This is a genomic window from Flavobacterium sp. WC2430, assembly GCF_040822075.1.
Classification (GTDB): domain Bacteria; phylum Bacteroidota; class Bacteroidia; order Flavobacteriales; family Flavobacteriaceae; genus Flavobacterium.
Window position 1 is genome coordinate 1,815,806 of sequence record NZ_CP162007.1, and the last position, 23,698, is coordinate 1,839,503.

At 32.9% G+C, this 23,698-nt stretch carries 22 protein-coding genes; 11 read left to right on the forward strand and 11 right to left on the reverse strand.

The window, feature by feature from the left end:
- Positions 1-252 precede the first annotated feature (252 nt).
- The 3 genes from AB3G36_RS07900 to AB3G36_RS07910 all read left to right on the forward strand — a co-directional run bounded on the left by AB3G36_RS07900 (position 253) and on the right by AB3G36_RS07910 (position 4,990).
- Positions 253-1,716: an alanine/glycine:cation symporter family protein gene (locus AB3G36_RS07900; protein ID WP_367757655.1), complete on the forward strand. Its 1,464-nt coding sequence runs from the start codon at positions 253-255 to the stop codon at positions 1,714-1,716.
- Positions 1,717-1,883: 167 nt separating this feature from the next.
- On the forward strand, positions 1,884-3,518 hold the full coding sequence (locus AB3G36_RS07905; protein ID WP_367757657.1) for an ABC-F family ATP-binding cassette domain-containing protein: 1,635 nt from the start codon (positions 1,884-1,886) through the stop codon (positions 3,516-3,518).
- Between the two features lie 188 nt (positions 3,519-3,706).
- Positions 3,707-4,990 (forward strand): hypothetical protein, encoded by a 1,284-nt coding sequence (locus AB3G36_RS07910; protein ID WP_367757659.1) that lies wholly within the window; start codon positions 3,707-3,709, stop codon positions 4,988-4,990.
- Between the two features lie 27 nt (positions 4,991-5,017).
- Here the strand turns inward: AB3G36_RS07910 and AB3G36_RS07915 are convergent, their stop codons facing one another.
- Complete coding sequence (locus AB3G36_RS07915; protein WP_367757911.1) at positions 5,018-5,302, reverse strand: GNAT family N-acetyltransferase; 285 nt, start codon at positions 5,300-5,302, stop codon at positions 5,018-5,020.
- A 653-nt stretch (positions 5,303-5,955) separates the two neighbouring features.
- Here AB3G36_RS07915 and AB3G36_RS07920 point away from each other — a divergent pair.
- Genes AB3G36_RS07920 through AB3G36_RS07930 form a run of 3 tightly spaced genes read left to right on the forward strand, consistent with a single transcriptional unit; the run spans position 5,956 to position 7,946 of the window.
- On the forward strand, positions 5,956-6,630 hold the full coding sequence (locus AB3G36_RS07920) for an alpha/beta hydrolase (protein ID WP_367757660.1): 675 nt from the start codon (positions 5,956-5,958) through the stop codon (positions 6,628-6,630).
- Between the two features lie 39 nt (positions 6,631-6,669).
- Entirely contained in the window at positions 6,670-7,563 is an 894-nt protein-coding gene (locus AB3G36_RS07925) for a lytic transglycosylase domain-containing protein (RefSeq protein ID WP_367757662.1), read from the forward strand.
- 17 nt (positions 7,564-7,580) lie between these two features.
- Positions 7,581-7,946, forward strand: a complete 366-nt coding sequence (locus tag AB3G36_RS07930) for a sulfite exporter TauE/SafE family protein (protein WP_367757664.1) — start codon at positions 7,581-7,583, stop codon at positions 7,944-7,946.
- Positions 7,947-8,000: 54 nt separating this feature from the next.
- On the opposite strand, the gene AB3G36_RS07935 is transcribed toward AB3G36_RS07930, so the two are convergent.
- Positions 8,001-8,516, reverse strand: coding sequence for a DUF2892 domain-containing protein (locus tag AB3G36_RS07935; RefSeq protein ID WP_367757666.1), 516 nt, complete (start codon positions 8,514-8,516; stop codon positions 8,001-8,003).
- A 163-nt stretch (positions 8,517-8,679) separates the two neighbouring features.
- Between AB3G36_RS07935 and rpmH the strand changes: the two genes are divergently transcribed.
- Positions 8,680-8,841 carry a 50S ribosomal protein L34 gene (gene rpmH, locus AB3G36_RS07940; protein ID WP_026706823.1) on the forward strand — a complete coding sequence of 54 codons (162 nt, stop codon included), beginning with the start codon at positions 8,680-8,682 and terminating at the stop codon, positions 8,839-8,841.
- A 164-nt stretch (positions 8,842-9,005) separates the two neighbouring features.
- Positions 9,006-11,858 carry a carbamoyl-phosphate synthase large subunit gene (gene carB, locus AB3G36_RS07945; RefSeq protein WP_367757667.1) on the forward strand — a complete coding sequence of 951 codons (2,853 nt, stop codon included), beginning with the start codon at positions 9,006-9,008 and terminating at the stop codon, positions 11,856-11,858.
- Positions 11,859-11,993: 135 nt separating this feature from the next.
- Here the strand turns inward: carB and AB3G36_RS07950 are convergent, their stop codons facing one another.
- The 9 genes from AB3G36_RS07950 to mgtA form a co-directional block, all read right to left on the reverse strand.
- Positions 11,994-12,590, reverse strand: a complete 597-nt coding sequence (locus AB3G36_RS07950; RefSeq protein ID WP_367757669.1) for a hypothetical protein — start codon at positions 12,588-12,590, stop codon at positions 11,994-11,996.
- Positions 12,591-12,791: 201 nt separating this feature from the next.
- Complete coding sequence (locus AB3G36_RS07955; RefSeq protein WP_367757671.1) at positions 12,792-13,265, reverse strand: SRPBCC family protein; 474 nt, start codon at positions 13,263-13,265, stop codon at positions 12,792-12,794.
- Between the two features lie 12 nt (positions 13,266-13,277).
- Positions 13,278-13,712, reverse strand: coding sequence for a GNAT family N-acetyltransferase (locus tag AB3G36_RS07960; protein ID WP_367757673.1), 435 nt, complete (start codon positions 13,710-13,712; stop codon positions 13,278-13,280).
- 30 nt (positions 13,713-13,742) lie between these two features.
- Positions 13,743-14,603, reverse strand: coding sequence for a DUF808 domain-containing protein (locus AB3G36_RS07965; RefSeq protein ID WP_367757675.1), 861 nt, complete (start codon positions 14,601-14,603; stop codon positions 13,743-13,745).
- A 271-nt stretch (positions 14,604-14,874) separates the two neighbouring features.
- Positions 14,875-15,171, reverse strand: coding sequence for a hypothetical protein (locus AB3G36_RS07970; RefSeq protein WP_367757677.1), 297 nt, complete (start codon positions 15,169-15,171; stop codon positions 14,875-14,877).
- A 74-nt stretch (positions 15,172-15,245) separates the two neighbouring features.
- Positions 15,246-15,929 carry a nitroreductase family protein gene (locus AB3G36_RS07975; protein WP_367757679.1) on the reverse strand — a complete coding sequence of 228 codons (684 nt, stop codon included), beginning with the start codon at positions 15,927-15,929 and terminating at the stop codon, positions 15,246-15,248.
- A 123-nt stretch (positions 15,930-16,052) separates the two neighbouring features.
- The gene (locus AB3G36_RS07980; protein ID WP_367757681.1) at positions 16,053-16,703 is read right to left on the reverse strand and encodes a dienelactone hydrolase family protein; all 651 of its coding nucleotides are present in this window, start codon (positions 16,701-16,703) and stop codon (positions 16,053-16,055) included.
- A gap of 42 nt (positions 16,704-16,745) precedes the next feature.
- Positions 16,746-17,369: a phosphoribosyltransferase gene (locus tag AB3G36_RS07985; RefSeq protein WP_367757682.1), complete on the reverse strand. Its 624-nt coding sequence runs from the start codon at positions 17,367-17,369 to the stop codon at positions 16,746-16,748.
- A 168-nt stretch (positions 17,370-17,537) separates the two neighbouring features.
- Positions 17,538-20,054, reverse strand: coding sequence for a magnesium-translocating P-type ATPase (mgtA, locus tag AB3G36_RS07990; protein ID WP_367757684.1), 2,517 nt, complete (start codon positions 20,052-20,054; stop codon positions 17,538-17,540).
- Between the two features lie 224 nt (positions 20,055-20,278).
- Here mgtA and AB3G36_RS07995 point away from each other — a divergent pair, with 224 nt between their 5' ends.
- From AB3G36_RS07995 to AB3G36_RS08005, 3 genes are read left to right on the forward strand one after another with little or no spacing between them, the layout of a single operon-like run.
- Positions 20,279-21,241, forward strand: a complete 963-nt coding sequence (locus AB3G36_RS07995; RefSeq protein WP_367757686.1) for an ion channel — start codon at positions 20,279-20,281, stop codon at positions 21,239-21,241.
- Positions 21,242-21,298: 57 nt separating this feature from the next.
- Complete coding sequence (locus AB3G36_RS08000) at positions 21,299-22,198, forward strand: MerR family transcriptional regulator (protein ID WP_367757688.1); 900 nt, start codon at positions 21,299-21,301, stop codon at positions 22,196-22,198.
- 36 nt (positions 22,199-22,234) lie between these two features.
- Positions 22,235-23,695 carry a phytoene desaturase family protein gene (locus AB3G36_RS08005; protein ID WP_367757690.1) on the forward strand — a complete coding sequence of 487 codons (1,461 nt, stop codon included), beginning with the start codon at positions 22,235-22,237 and terminating at the stop codon, positions 23,693-23,695.
- The last annotated feature ends 3 nt before the right edge of the window (positions 23,696-23,698 follow it).

Here is a 23,698-nt window from a genome sequence, read left to right on the forward strand (position 1 = left end):
TTTTTTTGGGCTTCATTATGGTATTTTATGATAATCATTTTTGTATGTGATGGGTTAGCGTTAAAATGTTAAATTATATATAAAATTATCGTTTTAAATTTCAACTTGATTTTTAGATAAATAATTAGTTTTTGCCGTTTTTTATGGCTTTAAGCTAGTTTTTTTTATCTATATGTTTTAGTTTTATCAAAAAATAGGAGTAAAACGATTGTTTTATTGATTTTTTAATAATTATTAATCTAAAATAAATATATGGAAGAGATTATTGGCGTGTTAAATGATATTGTATGGAGTAATGCTTTAATTGTTCTCTGTTTAGGAACGGGACTCTATTTTTCTTTAAGAACTCGTTTTTTACAAGTTCGTCATATACGTGAAATGTTTCGGTTATTATTTGATGGCGAAAGCTCAGAGTCAGGAGTGTCTTCTTTTCAAGCTTTATCAATGTCTTTAGCAGGTAGAGTAGGTACTGGAAATATCGCAGGTGTAGCGACCGCAATTGCCTTTGGTGGTCCAGGTGCTATGTTTTGGATGTGGATGGTAGCGTTCTTAGGTGCTAGTACGGCATTTGTTGAAGCGACTTTGGCGCAAATTTATAAAGAAAAGCATTTAGGTCAGTTTCGTGGAGGTCCTGCTTTTTATATTGAAAGAGGATTAGGAGTAAAATGGTTTGGTATTTTATTCGCAGTGGTTTCGGTAATCTCTGCAGGTTTGTTACTGCCGGGGGTTCAAGCAAACTCTGTTGCTGATGGAATTCAAAATGCATTTCAATTGGATACTTGGATTTCTGGAGTTGCAGTGGCTATTATATTTGGGCTTATTGTATTTGGTGGAGTAAAAAGAATAGCTAAATTTACAGAGTACGTAGTGCCTATTATGGCAATTGGTTATATTTTAATCGTATTAGTTATCATTGCAATTGATTATGATCAACTTCCTGGAGTAATTTCATTAGTTTTCAAAAGTGCTTTTAATATGGAAGCTGGTTTTGGAGCTGTTTTTGGTCTTGCAGTACAATGGGGAGTTAAAAGAGGAATTTATTCTAACGAAGCGGGACAAGGTACGGCGCCACATATTGCTGCAGCTGCCAATGTTTCGCATCCTACTAAGCAAGGATTAGTTCAATCTTTTTCGGTATATATTGATACTTTATTAGTGTGTTCAGCTACTGGTTTTATGTTGTTAATAACAGGAAAATACAATGTTCAAAATCCTGCTTTTGGAACGAGTGGTGCTTCAGAGTTTTTATACAATGGGGCGCAAAATGTAACAGTAGGTCCAGGATTTACGCAAAGTGCTATGGATAGTGTTTTTCCAGGTTTTGGGTCTTATTTTGTTGCAATAGCGTTATTTTTCTTCGCTTTTACCACTATTTTGGCTTATTATTATATTGCTGAAACCAATATTTCTTATTTAACTAGAAACTTAAAATCACCTATTTATACTCATTTATTAAAATTAGTTATGATGTTGGTTATTATGTATGGTTCCATAAATCAAGCAAAATTGGCTTGGGATATTGGAGATTTAGGAGTAGGATTAATGGCTTGGTTTAATATTATAGCGATTATTCTTTTGCAAAAACCAGCATTGGCCGCATTGAAAGATTATGAAAAACAAAAAAAGGAAGGCAAAGATCCTGTTTTTGATCCTGAAGATATCGGAGTTTATAATGCACATATTTGGCATACCATTAATAAAAAGAAAGAAGATTAATAATTCATAATTTATTTTGAGAGCTTCTAGAGATGAGAATTTGATTCTGTTTCTAGAAGCTTTCATTTTATAATAAACCGATTAGTTATTTACTCTATCTTTGCACTTTTTAAAAATAACTCGGTTTTCAAATTGATGAGCAACCGAATCAAGAAATCTATATTACAATGATTACAGTTAATGATATTTCAGTACAGTTTGGTGGTACTACACTTTTTAGCGATGTTTCATTTGCTATAAATGAAAATGATAAAATTGCCCTTATGGGTAAAAATGGAGCAGGAAAATCAACGCTTCTTAAAATTATTGCAGGACAAAGCAAACCTTCTACAGGAAATATTTCGGCACCAAAAGATGCTGTTGTAGCTTATTTGCCACAGCATTTATTGACAACGGATGGTGCTACTGTAATGGAGGAAACTTCAAAAGCATTTGGAGAAATTTTTGGTATGAAAGCAGAGATTGATGAAATCAATGAGCAATTGACTATTCGTACGGATTATGAAAGTGATGCCTATATGAAATTGATCGAAAGAGTTTCAGACTTGAGCGAGAAATTTTATGCGATTGAAGAGGTGAATTATGAAGCGGAGGTAGAGAAAATATTAACGGGTTTAGGATTTGAAAGAGAAGATTTCAATCGACAAACTTCTGAGTTTTCAGGAGGATGGAGAATGCGTATTGAACTAGCTAAAATCCTTTTACAAAAGCCAGATTTAATTTTGCTAGATGAGCCTACCAATCACATGGATATTGAAAGTATCCAATGGTTAGAGGATTTCTTGATTAATTCGGCCAAAGCGGTTGTGGTGATTTCTCACGATAGAGCCTTCGTAGATAATATCACGAATCGTACTATTGAAGTAACCATGGGACGTATCTATGATTATAAAGCCAAGTATTCTCATTATTTAGAATTGAGAAAAGACCGTCGCATGCACCAACAAAAGGCATATGATGAACAACAACGTATGATTGCTGATAATAGAACTTTTATTGATCGTTTTAAAGGAACTTTTTCTAAAACGGATGCCGTTCAATCGCGTGTAAAGATGTTAGAGAAATTAGTTATAGTGCAGGTGGATGAAGTAGATACTTCGGCATTAAAATTAAAGTTTCCTGCTGCAGTTCGTTCAGGTCAATATCCTGTAATCGTAAAAGACTTATCAAAAGCGTATGGAGATCATGTTGTTTTCAAAGATGCTAATATTGTTATTGAAAGAGGTCAAAAAGTAGCTTTTGTAGGTAAAAATGGGGAAGGAAAATCGACCATGATTAAAGCCATCATGAAAGAGATTGGTATTGATGGAGGAAATCTTGAAATTGGACATAATGCGCAAATTGGTTATTTTGCACAGAATCAAGCGTCCTTATTAAATGAAAATGCTACTATTTTTGAAACGATAGATGATATAGCTGTTGGTGATGTTAGAACTAAGATTAAAGATATTTTAGGTGCATTTATGTTTCATGGTGATGATGTAACTAAGAAAGTGAAAGTACTTTCAGGTGGAGAGAAAACACGTTTAGCAATGATAAAATTATTGTTGGAGCCAGTGAATTTATTGATTTTGGATGAGCCTTCTAATCACTTGGACATGAAAACGAAGGATATTATTAAAGATGCGCTTCGTGATTTTGATGGAACATTAATTTTGGTTTCGCATGACCGTGATTTCTTAGATGGATTAGCAACAAAAGTTTTCGAATTTGGAAACAAGAGAGTAGTGGAGCATTTTGAAGATATTACTGGATTCTTAGCTAATAAGAAAATGGAAAGTATGAGAGAAATTGAGAAGTAGAATATATTAAGTTCTACTTTCTTAAAACAGTTATAAACAATAAAGCATACGAATAGTACGTATGCTTTTTTGTTTTATAGCTGTTTTTGTATTAATCTAAAAATTAGTTAAATATTTGTAAATCAATTAATTGAAGTTTATTTTTTGTAACTTGTTCTATGTATTTGTACATAGCAAAAAGAACAGTCATGAGAAAAATTGTTTTGAAATGGGTAGTTATAGCAACTTGCTTTTGGAGTTGTTCCTTGCTTTCGCAAACTGGAAACGAAATGATTGCTTTGGGTATGCCTGGAGATAATCTAAATCTTTATGCTGTTTTGGATGTTTTTCAACAATCTAAAACATTGGAGGAATTTGAAAGAACGCTCAATTCGCAAAACTCCAATATTAATAACTTGGATTTGGATAATGACAATTTGATTGATTATATATCTGTGATTAGTTTTAATCAGGGAGATTTTTATTCTATTGTTCTGAGAGTGTCTATTAATAGTTACGAATATCAAGATGTCGCCGTAATTGAAGTTAGTAAAAACAATCTTGGAAATGTTGTAGTTCAAATCATTGGTGATGAAGCATTGTATGGTAAAAATTATGTTTTGGAACCATCCGTAAAGGTAGTTTCCGAAACTCCAAATCCTGGTTATATAGGTAATAAAACCATAATTGCGCCTAATTATGTATATGGAAATGGGATTGTTTATATTTCAGATTGGCCCATAATTATGTACCTGTATTCTCCGTTATTCTCCATTTATGTTTCCCCGTGGCATTGGGGGTATTTTCCGTCGTATTGGTCCCCATGGTCTCCTATTTTATATTACAACTATTGGAGCTTTCATAATCATTATTATGAAAGTCAATTTTATCACAGAGCGTCTTATATCAGATTTCCTTCAAATCATTCCTATTATTTAAGAAGAAGAAGAACCTCTTCTGTAGTTACTAGAAATAGAGAAAGAGGAACGTACGATAGAACGTATGAAGGAAGAAATTATAGAACGCCTGTTGCGCCACCCAGAGCGACAAGAAGTGATATAAGAAGAGAAAGTAGAGAATCAATAAGACAGCAAGCGCAGCCTTCAACTAGAGCACAAGCTAATCCATCTATAAGAAGAGAAAAAGGAGAGTCGACTAGACAGCAAACGCAACCCACAACAAGACGGCAAACGAGTCCATCTATAAGGAGAGAAAATGGAGAGTCGACTAGACAGCAGACGCAACCCACAACGAGACCACAAACGAATCCATCTATAAGAAGGGAAAATGGAGAATCGACTAGACGGCAAACGCAACCCACAACAAGACGGCAAACGAGTCCAACTATAAGAAGAGAAAATAGGGGGTTAATACAGCAAGGTCAATCCTCGGTAATTCCCCAGTCAAGATCGTCTATAAGACAATCTGAGCGACAATCAGCTAGAGTAACAAGGCAGTCTAATCGTTCTGACAGACAAAAAAGCCGTCCGTAAAATTAATTTGAATGTGAAAATACTGTTTTACAGTCTAATTCCTGGGGGAAGTAACTCTTTGTATTCAGGGTTTTTCTTGAAAAAAACAACTATTTTAGGAAGAATGGGAACGACTTTTAATTTTCGATCAATAGCAATTGCCATAATTTCTGAAAGAAATTGCGCAATAAATTCTTCGTTTTCAAATTGATCAGGAGTGTTTATTTTTGTTAAAAATATTTTTTTCTCTTGAAAGGAATATTCTACGGAAATCAATCCTTGGTCTAGCGTAGTTTCAAATTGTCTTGCAAAAGTATTGTCTTTGATTTCCATGATGATAGCTTGATCCATATAGTATATTAAAAAAGTTATAGATAGGATAGTTATTATCCATAGTCTCAATTTTGGGTATTCTTATTTATTTCGACCAGAGGTTTTTTATTATTAATTTCAAATACATTGAAATTAATAATTCCGATGGTTTCTTTTTTATATTTAATCGTCGATTACAGTTTTATTTTAATTATAAATAAACAAGTGCCTTATTTTTTTTACCCTCAAAGTGTAAGTTGTAGGTGTGATACTCTAAATGAAGTCTAAATAAAAAAAATAGTTTCTGATAAAGTCATAAAGAGTTTTAATTTTTTGACTTTAGGTGAGACGTTGTTTGCAAAGGTATTGATTTGATAGTCAATATCAAATGATTTTTAAATGTATCTTAAGTTTCGTTTTATTTATTCGAAAAAAAACAAATTTGAATCTTTAGAATTAGATGCTGCTTGTTTTTATTTTTTGAGTAATCGACTCTAAATTTAAAAATAGTGGCTTGGTTCTTTTTAAAATCAGTCGAATCTCTAGGTTTTAGTAGTCATAATTTATTGCTAATATAATGCGCGAAGTTCAGTTAGTTTGAATAAAAAAATTAAATTTATGCAAAATTCATTATCACGAGATGGATAGAGATAATAAAATTGGTACAAATAATTATGAGTAAAATTCCTGTTTATTTCATGCCGGGTTTGGCAGCAAGTTCTCTAATTTTTGAACGGATTTCGCTTCCTACGGATGTTTTTGAGATGATATTGCTGGAATGGGAAATTCCATTAGAAAAGGAATCTTTATCTGAATATGCGCAACGAATTTCTAAAAAAATAACTCATGAGAATCCGGTTTTAATAGGTGTTTCTTTTGGAGGTATTTTAGTGCAAGAAATGGCAGCTTTTATTGATGTTAGGAAGGTTGTAATTATTTCGAGTGTCAAAAGTAATTTGGAATTTCCTAGAAGGATGAAAGTGGCTAAAACGACTAAAGCGTACAAATTGATTCCAATGAATTTAATTTTGAATATAGAAAATCTGGCAAAATTTTCTTTTGGAGAAAAAATAAATCATAGATTGAAACTATATGAGAAATTTTTATCGGTTAGGGATATTGGTTATTTACAATGGGCTGTTGAAAAAGTAATTCTTTGGGATAGAACGATTCCTGATGAAAAAGTAATTCATATTCATGGCGATATGGATGATGTTTTTCCTATAAAATATATCAATGATTGTATTGTCGTAAAAGGAGGGACTCACATTATGATTTTAAATAAATACAAATGGTTCAATACTAATTTACCTTCAATTATTCTGAATACAGTTGGAAAAACGGATTGATTGTTGTTAGTTTAAAAAGAACATGTAAATAAAAAAGAGATGAGAGTAATAGAAAAAATATGTTTAATGACTGCTTTGATTTTTGTGAGTGGATTGTTAATTTTTGCAACCACTGATGAATCAAAGAAGAAACTAGTAAAGGCGGAATCGGAAAGTTATTTTCCAACAACAGCTAATTTTGCAGGAGAACAAACGCCATTAAAAATCTCTGATGTAAAGGAACGCTTGGATAGAGAGTTGATTGTAAATATTAACCTGCATGCTTCGACTATTTTAGCAATTAAAAGAGCCAACCGTGCATTTCCAATTATCGAGCCCATTTTAAAGAAAAACGGTATTCCAGATGATTTTAAATATTTAGCAGTTATTGAAAGTGGTTTAGTAAATGCCGTTTCGGGTGCAGGTGCAAGAGGGGTGTGGCAATTTATGCCTGAAACTGCCAAAGAACGTGGGATGGAAGTGAATGATGGTGTTGATGAACGCTATGATTTAGAGAAATCGACTCAGGCTGCTTGTAGTTACTTTTTAAGTGCCAAAGCAAAATTTGGAACTTGGACCTTGGCCGCTGCTTCTTATAACGGTGGAATGGGTGGTGTAAACAAGCAAATGGAGATTCAAAAAGAAACCAATTATTATGACTTATTATTGACTGAGGAAACATCTCGATATGTATTTAGGATATTAGCGTTGAAGGAAATTATGAAAAATCCTGATAAATTTGGATTTACATTGCCTAATGAAGAACTGTATGCACTACTTCCAACAAAAAAAATAGAAATAGATAGTTCAATTACTGATTTGGCCGATTTTGCAAAAGCACAAGGAATCAATTATAAGATTTTAAAAATTCATAATCCATGGCTTAGAGATAAGAAATTGGATAACCCTACCAATAAAAAATATACATTAGAAATTCCTTTAAGCGGATATTAATTTAAAACGGTATGAAAATGACTATTCAAACAATTATAATATTAATGACTATTGGTTTAGTAGCAGGAGTACTGAGTGGATTGATTGGAATTGGAGGTGGGATAATTATGGTTCCGTTATTATTGCTGATGGGTTTTACTCAGCAACAAGCCCAAGGAACAAGTTTAGCCGCTTTATTACCACCGGTAACTTTGCTAGCGGTCATCAATTACCACAAAGCAGGATTTGTTGATTGGCGCTATGCTATAATCATTTCTTTGGTTTTTATAGTTGGTGGTTTCTTTGGGAGTAAACTAGCCATTCACGTAGATCAAAAAATGTTAAAAAATATTTTTGCGGTTACTTTGATAGTAATAGCAGGCTATTTGCTCATAGAAAAATAATTAGGCAAAAAAAAACATCCGCAATTGCGGATGTTTTTTTTGAAAATAAAATAATTATATTTTTTTCATTTGATCTTTCATCATGGTGATTTGCTCTTTCAACATGCCTTGTTTGTCAAGTCTTTTAGCTTCGTTCAATAAGTTAGTTGCTTCCAGTTTTCTTCTTCTAGACATGGCTACACCAGCTAGGTTTAATTTGGCAACAGCCAAATCCATGTCCATAGATAATCCTAGTTCAATCGCTTTCTTGAAATATTTCTCCGCTTGATTGATATTGGTTTGAGAAAGCATGATTCCGTGAAGGTAATTAAAGTATCCTTGCTGTTTTTGTACTAAAGCCGATTCCGGTTTTTTGATGTAATCCAACCACTTTTTAGCTCCTTCAAAATCTTGTTTACGTAGTTTTAAGAAGGCAAGTAAGATAAATTCGTTTTTGAAGTAAAGGAAAATAGGAATTGCAGTCAATAAAAATAAGAAAATTCCGTTTCCAATATTGTTTTCAGTAAATTGCCAAATGCCAGTAATTACGATAAGCCCAGCGATAATAAGTTTGATATTCTTGTGAAACATAGTCTGTTTGTTTTAGGAACGCAAATATAGTAAAATGAATTTAAAATATTTTTACAAAACTACTTGTGAGAAAAAAAAGTCTTTGTATATTTGCACTCGGTTTTAGAATAACAGTTATTCGAAATTAGGAAGACATATAAATTAGATTTAAAGATACAAAGCAATGAGCAAAAGAACGTTTCAACCATCGAAAAGAAAAAGAAGAAATAAGCACGGATTTATGGACAGAATGGCTTCTGCGAATGGAAGAAAAGTTCTTGCTAGAAGAAGAGCTAAAGGAAGACATAAATTGACTGTTTCTTGTGACCCAAGACACAAAAAATAATGTTTGTATAAACATAAATAAGGCGTTACTTTTTTTAGTATCGCCTTTTTTTATACCTTGTCGTTAAAATAAGATTAAAAGTTTAATGTTTAAAGGTTTAATGTTGTGTAACTAACCTTAAACCTTAAACTTTAAACAAAAAAACTAAATATAATTATATTACAATGCCAAAAGACACATCCATAAAATCAGTTTTAATAATAGGTTCAGGTCCTATTGTTATTGGTCAAGCTTGCGAATTTGATTATGCAGGATCGCAATCTGCACGTTCAATTCGTGAAGAAGGAATAGAAGTTATCTTGATAAACTCTAATCCAGCAACGATTATGACCGACCCTTCTATGGCCGATCATATTTATTTGAAGCCTTTAACTACTAAATCGATAATTGAAATCTTAAAAGCACATCCACAAATTGATGCTGTTTTACCTACTATGGGTGGACAAACGGCGTTGAACTTGTGTTTAGAAGCGGAAGAAAAAGGAATTTGGGAAGATTTTGGAGTAAAATTAATTGGGGTTGATGTTAATGCCATTAATATTACGGAGGATAGAGAGCAGTTCAAACAGCTTTTGAAAAAAATTGGAGTACCATCAGCACCTGCAGAAATTTGTACTTCATACTTAAGAGGAAAAGAAATTGCACAAGAATTTGGTTTTCCATTAGTGATCCGTCCTTCATTTACACTTGGAGGAACAGGAGCGGCAATTGTTTATAAAAAAGAAGATTTTGATGAACTTTTAACTAGAGGTTTAGAAGCATCTCCTATCCATGAGGTTTTGATTGACAAGGCTTTAATGGGATGGAAAGAATACGAATTGGAACTTTTAAGAGATAAAAACGACAATGTGGTTATTATTTGTTCTATCGAAAATATGGATCCAATGGGAATTCATACTGGAGATTCGATCACAGTGGCACCAGCAATGACTTTATCGGATACTACTTTCCAAAGAATGCGTGATTATGCGATCTTGATGATGCGTAGTATCGGAAATTTTGCAGGAGGTTGTAACGTACAGTTTGCCGTTTCACCAGATGATAAAGAAGATATCGTAGCGATTGAAATCAATCCTCGTGTGTCTCGTTCTTCTGCCTTAGCATCTAAAGCAACGGGTTACCCAATTGCTAAAATTGCAACTAAACTGGCTTTAGGATACAATCTTGACGAATTGCAAAATCAAATTACCAAATCTACTTCGGCTTTGTTCGAACCAACTTTGGATTATGTGATTGTGAAAATTCCACGTTGGAACTTTGATAAATTTGAAGGAGCGGATCGAACTTTAGGGCTTCAAATGAAATCGGTTGGTGAAGTAATGGGAATTGGACGTTCGTTCCAAGAAGCATTGCATAAAGCGACTCAATCATTAGAAATAAAAAGAAACGGTTTAGGTGCGGACGGAAAAGGATATACGAACTATGAACAAATTATAGAGAAACTAACTTTTGCAAGTTGGGATCGTGTATTTGTAATTTATGATGCGATTGCCATGGGAATTCCTTTGAGCCGCATCCATGAAATTACTAAAATCGATATGTGGTTCTTGAAACAATATGAGGAACTTTATACTTTAGAAAAAGAAATTACAACCTATAAAGTGGATGCCTTGCCAAAAGGACTTTTGCTTGAAGCGAAACAAAAAGGGTTTGCCGACAGACAAATTGCACACATGGTGGGCTGTTTAGAAAGTCAAGTACATGCTTTGCGTATGGATATGGATATTAATCGCGTATTCAAACTAGTTGATACTTGTGCGGCCGAATTTAAAGCGAAAACACCTTATTACTATTCTACTTTTGAAGCTGAAATTGAAAAAGCAGACGGAACTCGTTTCGTAGATAATGAAAGCGTTGTTACCGATAAAAAGAAAATAATTGTTCTTGGGTCAGGCCCAAACAGAATTGGACAAGGTATCGAATTTGATTATTCTTGTGTACACGGAGTGCTTGCTGCTAAAGAGTGTGGATACGAAACCATCATGATTAACTGTAATCCTGAAACGGTTTCAACTGATTTTGATACGGCAGATAAATTATACTTTGAGCCTGTTTTTTGGGAACACATCTACGATATTATTAAGCACGAAAAACCTGAAGGGGTTATTGTACAATTAGGAGGTCAAACGGCACTGAAATTAGCAGAAAAATTATCTAAATACGGAATAAAAATTATTGGAACTAGCTTTGATGCTTTGGATTTAGCCGAAGATAGAGGGCGTTTCTCTGATTTATTGACTGAATTAGAAATTCCTTTCCCGCAGTTTGGAATTGCTGAAACGGCTGATGAAGCTGCTGCATTAGCAGATACTTTAGATTTTCCATTATTGATTCGTCCTTCGTATGTATTAGGAGGTCAAGGAATGAAAATTGTAATCAACAAGCAAGAACTAGAGGAGCATGTTGTGAATTTATTGAAAACCATTCCTGGAAACAAATTGCTTTTAGACCATTATTTAGATGGTGCGATTGAAGCAGAAGCAGATGCGATTTGTGACGGAGAAAATGTGTACATCATAGGAATTATGGAGCACATCGAACCTTGTGGAGTGCACTCTGGTGATAGTAATGCAACATTGCCTCCTTTTAATTTAGGAGAATTTGTAATGCAACAAATAAAAGACCATACTAAGAAAATTGCATTAGGATTAAGAACGGTTGGTTTAATCAACATTCAGTTTGCGATAAAAGACGATACCGTTTATATTATCGAAGCTAATCCTAGAGCATCTCGTACAGTACCATTTATTGCAAAAGCTTACGGAGAACCTTATGTAAACTACGCTACGAAAGTAATGTTAGGGCACAATAAAGTAACTGATTTTGATTTCAACCCACAGTTAAAAGGATACGCGATCAAACAACCGGTTTTCTCTTTCAGCAAGTTCCATAATGTAAACAAAGCATTAGGACCTGAGATGAAATCAACAGGAGAAAGCATCTTGTTTATTGATGACTTAAAAGACGATCAATTCTACGAATTGTACTCTAGAAGAAAAATGTATTTGAGTAAATAATACTTGAATTTAGTATAGTAAAAAAGCCCCGTTTGGGGCTTTTTTGGTATTTAGTTGTTATTGAAGTTGAAAGGTTTATAAGGTTAACGTTGTAGTAACTTTTAGTGGTGGTTGTTTTTTTGAGCAAATAGTTTTCTATACTCCAATCAGTTTACGAAATTCTTCCGCTAATTCTAATCTCAAATTTTTAATATCCTTTTTTACTTTATTTTCAGCTTGAATCCATAAATCTAAAGATCCTTTATTTTCGGGAAATCTATATCCACTTCCGTCGGTCTCATATTTAGCTTTACTTTTTGCGTTTAACATTAGTTGGATTATTTTGCGATATTCTTCTAATGCTGATGTGAACTTTAGACATAAGCTCTCTGAAAAATATATTCTGCTATTTTCTAGTTTCTCAAAAGTTTCTCTATATTTTTTAATTGCATCCTCATCTCTGCTTTTTTCAGTTTTCCATTCCGGACCTTGAAATAAAGTAGTCATGTGTTCTAATTTATTTTCGAGTTCAAAGAAATCTTGATAAATTATTTTTATGATTTCTGCCCTTTCTTCGTGAAGCTTTGAAAACTTAATTTGATGTTCTGTTTTAAATATTTCGAGTTGATTTTTATGATTCTCAATCAGAAGTTGAGAACTTTTTTCAAGCAAAAACTTCCCTAAAAAGACAATTATGACTCCCACAGTAGTTCCGCCGATTGAAAGAGTTAACATTTTTTCTAAAAGATCCATAGGCTTTAATATTGTTGATTTAGTTTTTAGTGTTGAACTTGCTACTAACTTATATATTGGTCTGATAAAATCCGATTTATTACCCCATAATTGGCTAGATAGGTATGACAGTGGTCAAACTTTATTTATTCTCAAATATAACTAACTTCTTTTATTTATGCCGTATTTTCCTAAAGAATAGTATGATTCTGAAAAGCATTCTTATTCTTCTCTCAGTTCTTTTGGAAAACGATCGGCAACTAAATTCAATTGAATATTGTGTTCTAAATATGCTTTTAGTCCTGCTAAAACCAAAGTGAAACCTTCGGTAGTATCTCTAATTTGCGCACACATCTCGTCTTGCTTTCCTTGAATTCCGTTATACGTTATGGTTACAAAGGTTTTACTTTCTCCTAAATCGTTAAACTCCCATTCGGCAATCGCTTTTTCATCATCTCCCCATTGGATTACAATGGATTCGTTTGGCTTTATAGAAAGTACTTTAACGGTAACAGTATGATTGCCGTACATTTCCCAAATCCAATCAATCGATTTGCCTTCTTCTAGTTTTCCAGATGCACTTGTAAACCAAAATTGAGTCGTGATTTCGGGATTGATAAAGGCTTGAAATACATCAGCTATTGGTTTTCTAATTAGCATTGCTGCCTCGGCATAAGAAGTGTTGTCTAGAGTCATGTTGTGTTGATTTTATAAATTAATACGCATATGGAAATGTTGAATGCCTACTTCTACAAAAGGGTCATCATAAATTTCAAAGCCCAAGCTGAGGTAGAAAGGAACGGCATTATCTCTGGCGTGGCATACGATTTCTTTAATCCCTTTGGATTTAGAAAAAGCAATTAAATGGTTCACTAATAACTTCCCAATTCCTTTTCCTTGCTGATTGGTTTCTACTGCCATTTGCATTAGCTGCGTTTTGGTTTGCTCTGGATTTAAAGGTACCAAGACAACGCAACCAATTACAGTTTCATTTTCAACGGCGACAAAATGCCATGATTTTTCATCGTGCATTTCCCAAGCATGATCTGGAACACCTATAGGTCTCAATAAAATTTTGTTTCGTAATTCTTGTTCTAATGGGTAAAAGGGATGTTTAGTGTCAATTAATGCTATGGAAATCATTGTATTTTTCTATTTAGAGTATAATTATTTTTATTTCTTTTTAAATATTTTTTTTAAAATTAAAACGAGAGCCAAAGTAATAATACCCGCTAGTAAGCCCACGATAAATTCTTTTACAAAATCAGGAACACCATTTAGAAAATGATGTAAGGGTTCGATTTTATGTGCAAATATTCCACCAGCTACTAATAGTAAGGCGATTGTGCCTACAAATGCTAATGTTTTGATGACTTTTGGTAACCCTTGAATTAATAGATTCCCTAATAATTGCGCGATAGTACTTTCTCTTTTTCTTATGGCAACTCCTGCATCGTCCATTCGAACTATAAGAGTAACAATTCCGTAAACGCCTACGGTTGCTAGGAACGAAATGAAGGTAACTACAATAATTTGACCTAAAATAGGTTTGCCCATAACGGTTCCTAAGGCAATGATGACGATTTCTATTGATAATATGAAATCAGTTACAATAGCCGATTTAATTTTGTCTTTTTCAAGAATGAGGATTTCCTCTTGGGTTAGCGGTTGTGTTTCAATTTTGTTTTCCGTTTGATTATGAGGAATAATGTATTCGTATATTTTTTCTACACCTTCGTAGGCTAAATAAAATGCACCTAATAGAAGAATAACAGTAATTACAATAGGAGCAAAAGCACTTAATAAAAAGGCAAAAGGCAAAATGATTAACTTATTCAATAAAGATCCTTTTGTGATGGCCCATAAAACAGGGATTTCTCTTGAAGAAACAAAGCCTGATGCCTTCTCTGCATTAACAGCTAAATCATCGCCTAATATTCCCGCTGTTTTTTTGGTAGCAACTTTACTCATCAAAGCGACGTCATCCATAAGTGCTGCAATATCATCTAAAAGGGCAAAAAATCCTGAGGCCATATATCTATTGGTTTATTATTATTATTATTATTATTATTATTATTATTATTATTATTATTGAGAAAAATTTATAAGCTGTTTTAAATCCAATTTCTAAATTGAGCTATTTATATTGATCTAAATTGGAGCGAATTGCATAAATAATTTCAGTATAATTTTCAAATATATCGGGCGAAATAATTTCTTGTTCGCCATTAGTTAAATGTATAGCACTTAAATGATAACCGTCGCTTACCGGTCCACTTTCGACCTTTTGTTGGATTTTAATTCTTTAAATATTTAAAATGGCATCATAAAGTAGTGTTTTACTAGTAGTAAAGAATAAATATTTGATTACAATTTTATCATTATAAACATGTATCGTTTGTAAAGTAAGAATTGAAATAATTTGAATAATCAATATAATACTAATTAGTATTCCAATCCAAAAAGGCGCATATTCAAAATTAAATCTTCCGTTTTCCATTATTGACATTTGCAAAAACTTTATCGACATAGTTATTCCAACTACAAGTCCAATAGTAACTCGTGCCCAATACATTTGTCTGAATTTCGAACTAACATTCATTTTTAATTCCGTTTGATGTTTGGTTATTTATTATTTCTTGTGATTTTTTTTCGAAAATTTACTAAAGTTTTTTTTTAATAAAAAACACAAATATCTTCCAATTCTTTTCTTTTTATATCTGGAACCCAACATTCCTCTGCAGGATAACCCACTGGAATTAATAAAAAGGGCTTTTCATTTTCGGGCCGATTTAGGATTTTGGTGATGAAATTCATGGGGCTTGGTGTGTGTGTTAAAGAAACCAAACCAGCATCATGGATAGCGGCCAATAAAAAACCACAAGCTAAGCCTACACTTTCCTGTACGTAATAATTATTTTTCTTTTTTTCTTCATCGTCAAACTCATAAATGCGTCTAAAAACAATAATGATATAGGGAGCGGTTTCTAAAAAGGGTTTATGCCAATCGGTTCCTAAAGGTTTCAAATCGTCAAGCCATTCGCTTGACATTCGAGATTCGTAACTTTGAAGTTCTTCCTCTTCGGCAGCGATGCGTATTTGTTTTTTAATTTCAGGATTTTCGACTACACAAAAAGTCCAAGGCTGTTTGTGTGCACCAGATGGAGCAGTGGAAGCAGTTTTGATTATGTTTTCGATTACTTCACGAGCTACAGGAAAATTTGAAAATTCTCTAACTGAGCGTCTTGTATCCATGAATTCGTAAAAATATTTAGCGCGTTCTAGTATTGCTTTATCTTCTAAAATGGGTTTGCTATAAGCAATATAAGGATAATTTTCTATGATTTTTTTAATAGGCATTTTCAAATATTTGTATTCTCAAATATAATTAAATTTATTGGGGAGTATTGTAAAGAATTGATTTTATGAGACAAAAAAAAATCCCAAAGTTGGGATTTTATTGCATGTGTTTTTTAATTGAGATTAAGAATATTCCTTTTTTTGTATCAAGTGTTTTTTGTACCAAACTACGGCTAGATTCGCTACTTCAGCCAGTTTTCCGGGCTCTTCAAAAAGATGGGTTGCGCCGGGAACTATCTTCATTTCTTTGATAGAATCCAGTTCGTCAAAAGCGATTTTATTCATTTCAATTACAGGAACATCTCTGCCTCCTACAATCAACAAAGTGGGAGCTGTTACTTGATGCAGTACTCCCAAAGCTAAATCTGGTCGGCCACCTCGAGATACTACCGATTGTATTAGATTTCCAAAATAAGCGGCCGCTCGTAATGCAGATGCAGCTCCTGTACTGGCACCAAAATAACCGATAGGCATGTTTTTTACATAAGAATAGGTCATAAGCCATTCTGTGGTTTCAATCAAGCGACCCGTGAGTAAATCAATATTGAACCTATTTCGATACACTTCGTCTTCTTCTAAGGTAAGTAAATCAAATAATAAAGTTCCTATGTTTTGCTTTTGTAGTAGTTCCGCAACCATTCTGTTTCTAGGACTCAATCGGCTACTACCGCTTCCATGAGAAAAGACAACAATTCCAATTGCATTTTCAGGAATGACTAAATCCCCTTTCAGTGTCACTGAAGTCAAAGGGATATTTATTTCTAATTTCTTCATGATTTTAAATTTTAAAATGAATAATTAGTAGGTCTTGATTCTTTATTGATTTGGGGCGATAACCTGTAGCATTTGTATTACTTCTTCGTCTTTGACTGGATTAAATTCTTGATAAAATTCACCTACAGCTCTAAAGTTGTGAGGGGCTAGTATGTAAACTAATTCATCAGCATTTTGTTCAAAAATGGGTATTGTATCATAAGGTAAAACGGGAACAGCAACAATTATTTTAGAAGGCTTCTTTTTTCGCAACATGGCAATACTGGCTAGGAGTGTATTTCCTGTAGCAATTCCATCATCAACTAGAATTACATTTTTTCCGTTAATATCAAGGGGTTTGTTATTGCCTCTATATAGCTTGTATTTTTCCGCTAGTAATTGGCGTAATCGTATAGTTTCATTATGAATATAACTCTCAGAAACACTTATTTGATCATCTATAATCACAGAGTCTAATGCTATTGCGCCTATAGCAAATTCCTTGTTGTTAGGATGCCCTATCTTTTTTGAAAGTATAATGTCTAAAGGAAGTTGTAGTTTTTTAGCAATTACATAACCTATAGGCACACCACCCCTTGGTACAGCCAAAACAATAGCATTGCTATGGCTGTATTTTTTTAATTTATCTTTTAGCATTAATGCAGCTTCTAATCGATCTTTAAACATATACTAAATTATTAGAATACTAAATTCAATCTATATAAATATACTGATTTTCAAATGTTTAAAAAAATAAATCGTGCTATTTTGTTTTTGAAAAGAAGAAATTATTTTTTATTTTAAAAAAAAATGTTTTTTTTGGAGGGAACCTACTATTAAAATAAATTATAGTAATTAATTTCTGTACTTTTTGAAAAACCAAACTTTTAATAGATCGGCTGTAATGATATAAGTCGCCACAATTAGAAGCATGAGTACTAAATTAAATAAAGGAAGTGGTGATAGTCCAATTTTATCAGCGAAGGGAATGTAGGGTAAAGCAATCGTTATTAGTAATCCTAAGACACTAAGTATGAAAAGGTATTTTCCAGGTTTACTTTTAAAAAAGTTTTTATGAGTTCGAATGATAAATAAAATAAACAACTCTGTGAGTATGGACTCGATAAACCACGCAGTTTGAAAAGCGGATTCTTTTACTTTTAGAATATAAAAAAGAATAAGAAAAGTAATTACATCAAAGATGGAGCTATGTATCCCAAAAATAATCATGTAGTTTCTTATAAATTTGAGATTCCATTTACCGGGTTTTCTTAATTGCTCTTGGTCTACATTGTCAGATGCAATAGTTAGGTACGGAAAATCAGTAATAAAGTTTGTTAGCAAAATCTGTTTGGGCAACATGGGGAGGAACGGCAATAAAAGGGAAGCGATTGCTACACTAAACATATTTCCAAAAGTGGAACCCGTATTTATGAAAATGTATTTTAAAGTATTAGCAAAAGTTTTTCTACCTTCCTTAATACCATCTATAATTACGGTTAAATCTTTTTCCATTAGTACAAAGTCTGCTGCCTCTCGTGCTACATCCACTGCATTCTCTACAGAAATTCCAACATCGGCAACATTAATTGCTGATACATCATTGATGCCGTCGCCCATATACGCTACAGTATACGTCTTTCTTAAAGCTTGAATAATTCGTTCTTTTTGTTGTGGTTCTACTTCGGCAAAAATGTGTGTTTTTTTTACTAATTGTTTTAAGGCCTCGGGACTTATTTTATATAGCTCTTGTCCGGTGATTATTACAGGATTTTTTATACCAATCTTTAGTGCTGTAGATTTAGATACATTTTTATTATCCCCTGAAATAATTTTTAGATTAACCTGTAGTTTTTTTAATTTTTCAATTGCATCAGTTATCCCTTCTTTTATAGGATCTTCCAGTAAAATGAATCCTGCAAATACCATAGCAGTTTCATCTTCTTTTGTAATTGTACTTGCCTCTATGTTTTTATAGCAAATACCAATAGCTCTCAATCCATTGATACCATATTGTTCAAAGTTTTTTTCTATTTCAGCTTTATGTTGTTCTAGATTTTCAATATTGCCGTTTGGTAAACGCATAGTGGAGCAAATGGAAATAATTTGGTTAAAGGCTCCTTTACTAATTAATAAAGTGTCATTCTTAGTAATTATTGCTATACTTAATCGTTTACGGATGAAATCATAGGGAATTTCCCCAGTTTTTATGGGAGTAATTTTAGAATCGATTATTAATTCTTTTAAGGCATCATCCATGGGATTTGAATATCCTGTTTCAAAAGTGGCATTCCAATACCCAATTTCTTTCACAAATTCACATTCATTTCCTAGACTATCTACTGTTCCTACTACTTTAATAGTACCTTCAGTGATGGTTCCTGTTTTGTCTGTACATAATAAATTTACTTCTCCTAAATTTTGAATTGAAGTGAGCTTTTTTACTATAACTTTTTTAGACAACATTCTTTGTGCGCCTGCACTCATAGCGATTGTGGTAATTGCAGGTAGTAATTCAGGGGCCATTCCTACGGCTAAAGCCAAAGCAAATAAGGCGGACTCTATCACGTTTTTATGATACAATAAATTAACTATTAAAATAAAAAGAGACAGTACCAGTGTAATTTTCATTAGAAAAAAACCAAAATCTTTTATTCCTTTTTCAAATTTGGTCTCAACGGTGGTGTTGGCATTTTTAGTGATCGTGCCAAAGATGGTGTTGGATCCCGTGTTGATTACTAATGCCTTAGCAGTGCCACTTACAATACTGGTTCCTTCCCATAGCGAATTTGTTCTTTTAGCAATTTCAGTATTTTCATCAAGAACTCCTATTTCTTTTGCGGTAGGATAGGATTCTCCAGTAAGGCTAGCTTCATTAGTGTGTAATTCATTTGCTTCAATAATTAAACAATCTGCAGGTAGCATATCTCCAGCTTTTAAAATAATAATATCTCCTGAGACAATAGCGGAGCTAAAAATGTCTTGTACCATTCCGTCTCGGATTACACTGCATTTTAAAGCAATTAAAGATTGTAATTTATCGACAATATGTCCTGCACTTCTTTCCTGGAAAAAACTCAATAAACCAGTAGATAATACAATAAATAGGATTATAAAAACATCTGAGGTATCTCCTAGAAAGGCTGATAAAATAACTGCTCCAATTAGTAGTAGCATTAGCGGACTTTTAAATTGTCCTATCAATAGAAAGAAATCCTTACTAAATACTGATTCTTTTTTTATATTATGTCCCGCTTGAAGAGACACTTGCTCTGCTAAATTTTGGGGCAAGCCGTTAGGGGAACTGTTTAATTTATCATACCAATATGTAGTGTCAAATTGCCAAAAACTATTTGGTACTGCTGTTTTCATAGCGTCAGTTCTTATTTATACCATTGTCATAAATTAATAAAAGGAGGCTGTAAAACGTTTTTTTTTGTCTAATAAAATAGTTTCATTTTTAACACTATTCTTAGATTATTAAAACAGTTTAGTATCAAAGTTAGCTAAAAAAAAGAAGCACTGTTTTAAATATGCAATAGGTTTATTGTACTTGTATTTTTTGTTTAAATTTACTTTCAAAGAATTACAAGTAAATGGCGTTATTAGAAAGAATTAATATGAGAGCTAAAGCAAAGCAAAATACTGGTTTTGGTACTAATGCAAGTAGCTATGGAGGACGTTTTGTAAATAAAAATGGTTCGGCAAACATTGAGAAACGAGGTATGCATGCTTTGCATCGCATCAGTTGGTATCATACTATGATAGAAATGTCAGCGTGGAAATTCATGGCTATTATTTTGTCCTTCTATATCAGTATTAATTTTGTTTTTGCGGCCATTTATTATGGAATTGGCGTTGAACACCTTGACGGAATTGCTTTATCAGATAATAAGTGGGAACAATTTGGGAAAGCTTATTTCTTTAGTGCGCAAACCTTTACGACTGTTGGTTATGGCCATATAAGTCCTACTGGTTTCTTAACTAGTGCACTTTCTGCAGCCGAAGCGCTTATTGGCTTGTTGAGTTTTGCTATTGCGACGGGATTGTTCTTCGGTAGATTTAGTAGACCAACTGCTTTTCTTAAATTTTCGCATAATGCAGTTATCGCTCCGTATGATGATATCAAAGGTTTAATGATTAGGTTAACTCCTTTTAAAAATACTAATTTTAGTGATGCCGAAGCTCAAATTACATTGGGAATGAATATTGAGGAGAATGGGAAAATGGTAAATCGATTTTATTCTCTTGATCTTGAACTGCAAAAAATAAGTGCACTAAATTTAAGCTGGACCTTGGTTCACCCTATTACTGAAGATAGTCCACTCTATAATTTTACGAAAGAAGATTATGCCAATTTGCGTGGTGAAATTTTGGTTTATATTAAAACTTTTGATGATATGTTTAGTAATACAGTTGCCATCCGTACCTCATATACTTTTGATGAAGTCGTTTATGGTGCTAAGTTCGAGTCTATGTATTTTAGAAGTATCGATAATTCTAAAACAGTTTTGAATTTAGAAAAGTTGAATGCATTTCAATTGGTTGATATGGAATAATTGTTTTTCTTATTTATTTAATTTTTTAAGCTATATTTGTTTATTAAATTTCAATAAATGATAAACAATGTAAAAAATGTTTTTAGTATAAAAGATTTAGAAAATCTTTCAGGTATTAAAGCGCATACAATTCGCATTTGGGAAAAGAGGTATAACGTTTTACAGCCAATGCGTACGGATACTAATATTAGATTGTATGATTTAGCTAGTTTGCAAAAGCTATTAAATATTACTTTGTTACATGATCACGGCTATAAAATTTCTAAAATCGCGGCCTATTCTGAAGAAAAAATCCCATCACTTGTACGCGAAATAACTTCTTCTAAAAATGCTAAAAATCATGCAATCAGTGCTTTTAAAATGGCAATGATGAATTTCGATCAAGAGCTTTTTTTTAATACATACAATTGGTTAATAGCCGAGAAGTCATTTAAAGAAGTTTTCCATCAAGTATTTATTCCCCTTATGAATGAACTGGGTTTGTTATGGCAAACAGATACTATTTCTCCTGCGCATGAGCATTTTATCAGCTATTTAATAAAACAAAAATTAGTTATAAATATTGAAAAAGTGCAAACGCAAAAACCTTCTAAAACCGATAAGGTCTTTGTCCTATCTCTTCCAATGAATGAAATACATGAATTAGGTTTAATGTATATCAACTATGAAATAGTGCTACAGGGTTATAAAGCAATCTATCTTGGTGAGAGTATGCCAATAGAAAACTTGAAGGACCTCAAAAAACATTTTGAATCAATAGTCTTTTTATCTTATTTCACTGTACAACCAGAGCGTAACATAGTTAATGAATATGTTGACGAAATGATAGCTCAGTTACTTGACGAGAATACGTCACTTTGGTATATTGGTCGACTAGCCGAATTTATCCATATGGAAAAGCGTGATGATAAAGTTGTTGTTTTTAATTCTATTTCAGATTTAGTAGATAAAATTTAATATTTTGTTTAAACATTTTGTATATTTGCTAAACAAATGAAAAAGAAAATTACAATTATAGGTTCGGGTTTCGCTGCATTGTCTGCTTCTTGCTATTTAGCAAAGATGGGTCATCAGGTTGCCGTTTTTGAAAAGAATGCCTCAATAGGTGGTAGGGCAAGGCAGTTAAAAAGAGAAGGTTTTACCTTTGATATGGGGCCAAGTTGGTACTGGATGCCTGATGTTTTTGATCGTTTTTTTGCCGATTTTGGAAAAAAAACTTCTGATTATTACGAGCTCATAAAACTTTCTCCAGCGTATCGCGTATATTATGGAGTGGATGATTTTATTGCAATTGCAGATAATCTAATCGAAATTGAAACTACTTTCGAAAAAATTGAAAAAGGAAGTGGCCAAATTTTAGATGACTTTATGATGGAAGCACAAAGTAATTATAACATTGCTATCAAAGAATTGGTCTATCGACCAGGAGTTTCACCTCTTGAATTGGTGACTGTGGAGACGGCAATGAAAGTGGGAGCCTTTTTTAGTAATATCAGTAAAGATATTCGCAAGAAATTCAAAAATGAAAAACTGATTCAAATTCTTGAATTTCCCGTTTTGTTCTTAGGAGCTAAACCGTCAGATACGCCTTCATTTTATAGTTTTATGAATTTTGCCGACTTTGGTCTTGGAACTTGGCATCCCAAAACAGGAATGTTTGACGTGGTTAAAGCAATGGAAAGTTTAGCACTTGAACTAGGAGTTACTTTTCATACTAATGGAAACATTGAAAAAATAATTGTCGAAAATAAAACAGCCAAAGCAATTATTGTTAATGGTGAGCGCATCGATTCAGATATTGTTTTAAGTGGTGCTGATTATCATCATACCGAAACTTTATTAGATAAGGAACATAGAGCCTATTCAGCAAAATATTGGGAAAGCCGAGTTTTTGCACCTTCGTCACTATTGTTCTATGTGGGTTTTAATAAAAAAATAAAAAACATTTCACATCATGCTTTATTTTTTGATGTAGATTTTAAGCAACATGCAGCTGATATTTATGACAAACCACAATGGCCTAAAGAACCATTGTTTTATGCTAATTTCCCTTCACTGACAGACAAAACCGCTGCGCCAGAAGGAATGGAAACGGGTTTTTTCTTGATACCATTGGCGCCTGGAATAGAAGATACAGAAGAATTAAGGGAGGAATATTTTGATAAAATCATGGATCGTTTTGAACGCGTAACACAGCAAAGCATTAAAAAAAATATTATATTTAAGGAATCCTTTTGCAAAAATGATTTTGTATCTGAGTACAATTCATACAAAGGCAATGCCTATGGAATGGCAAATACTTTATTGCAAACGGCTTTTTTAAGACCAAAATTGAAAAGTAAAAAAGTAAACAATCTCTATTTTACAGGGCAATTAACTGTTCCAGGACCTGGAGTTCCACCTGCACTAATTTCCGGAAAATTAGTATCTGAGTTAATAGAAAAAGCAAATTAAAGA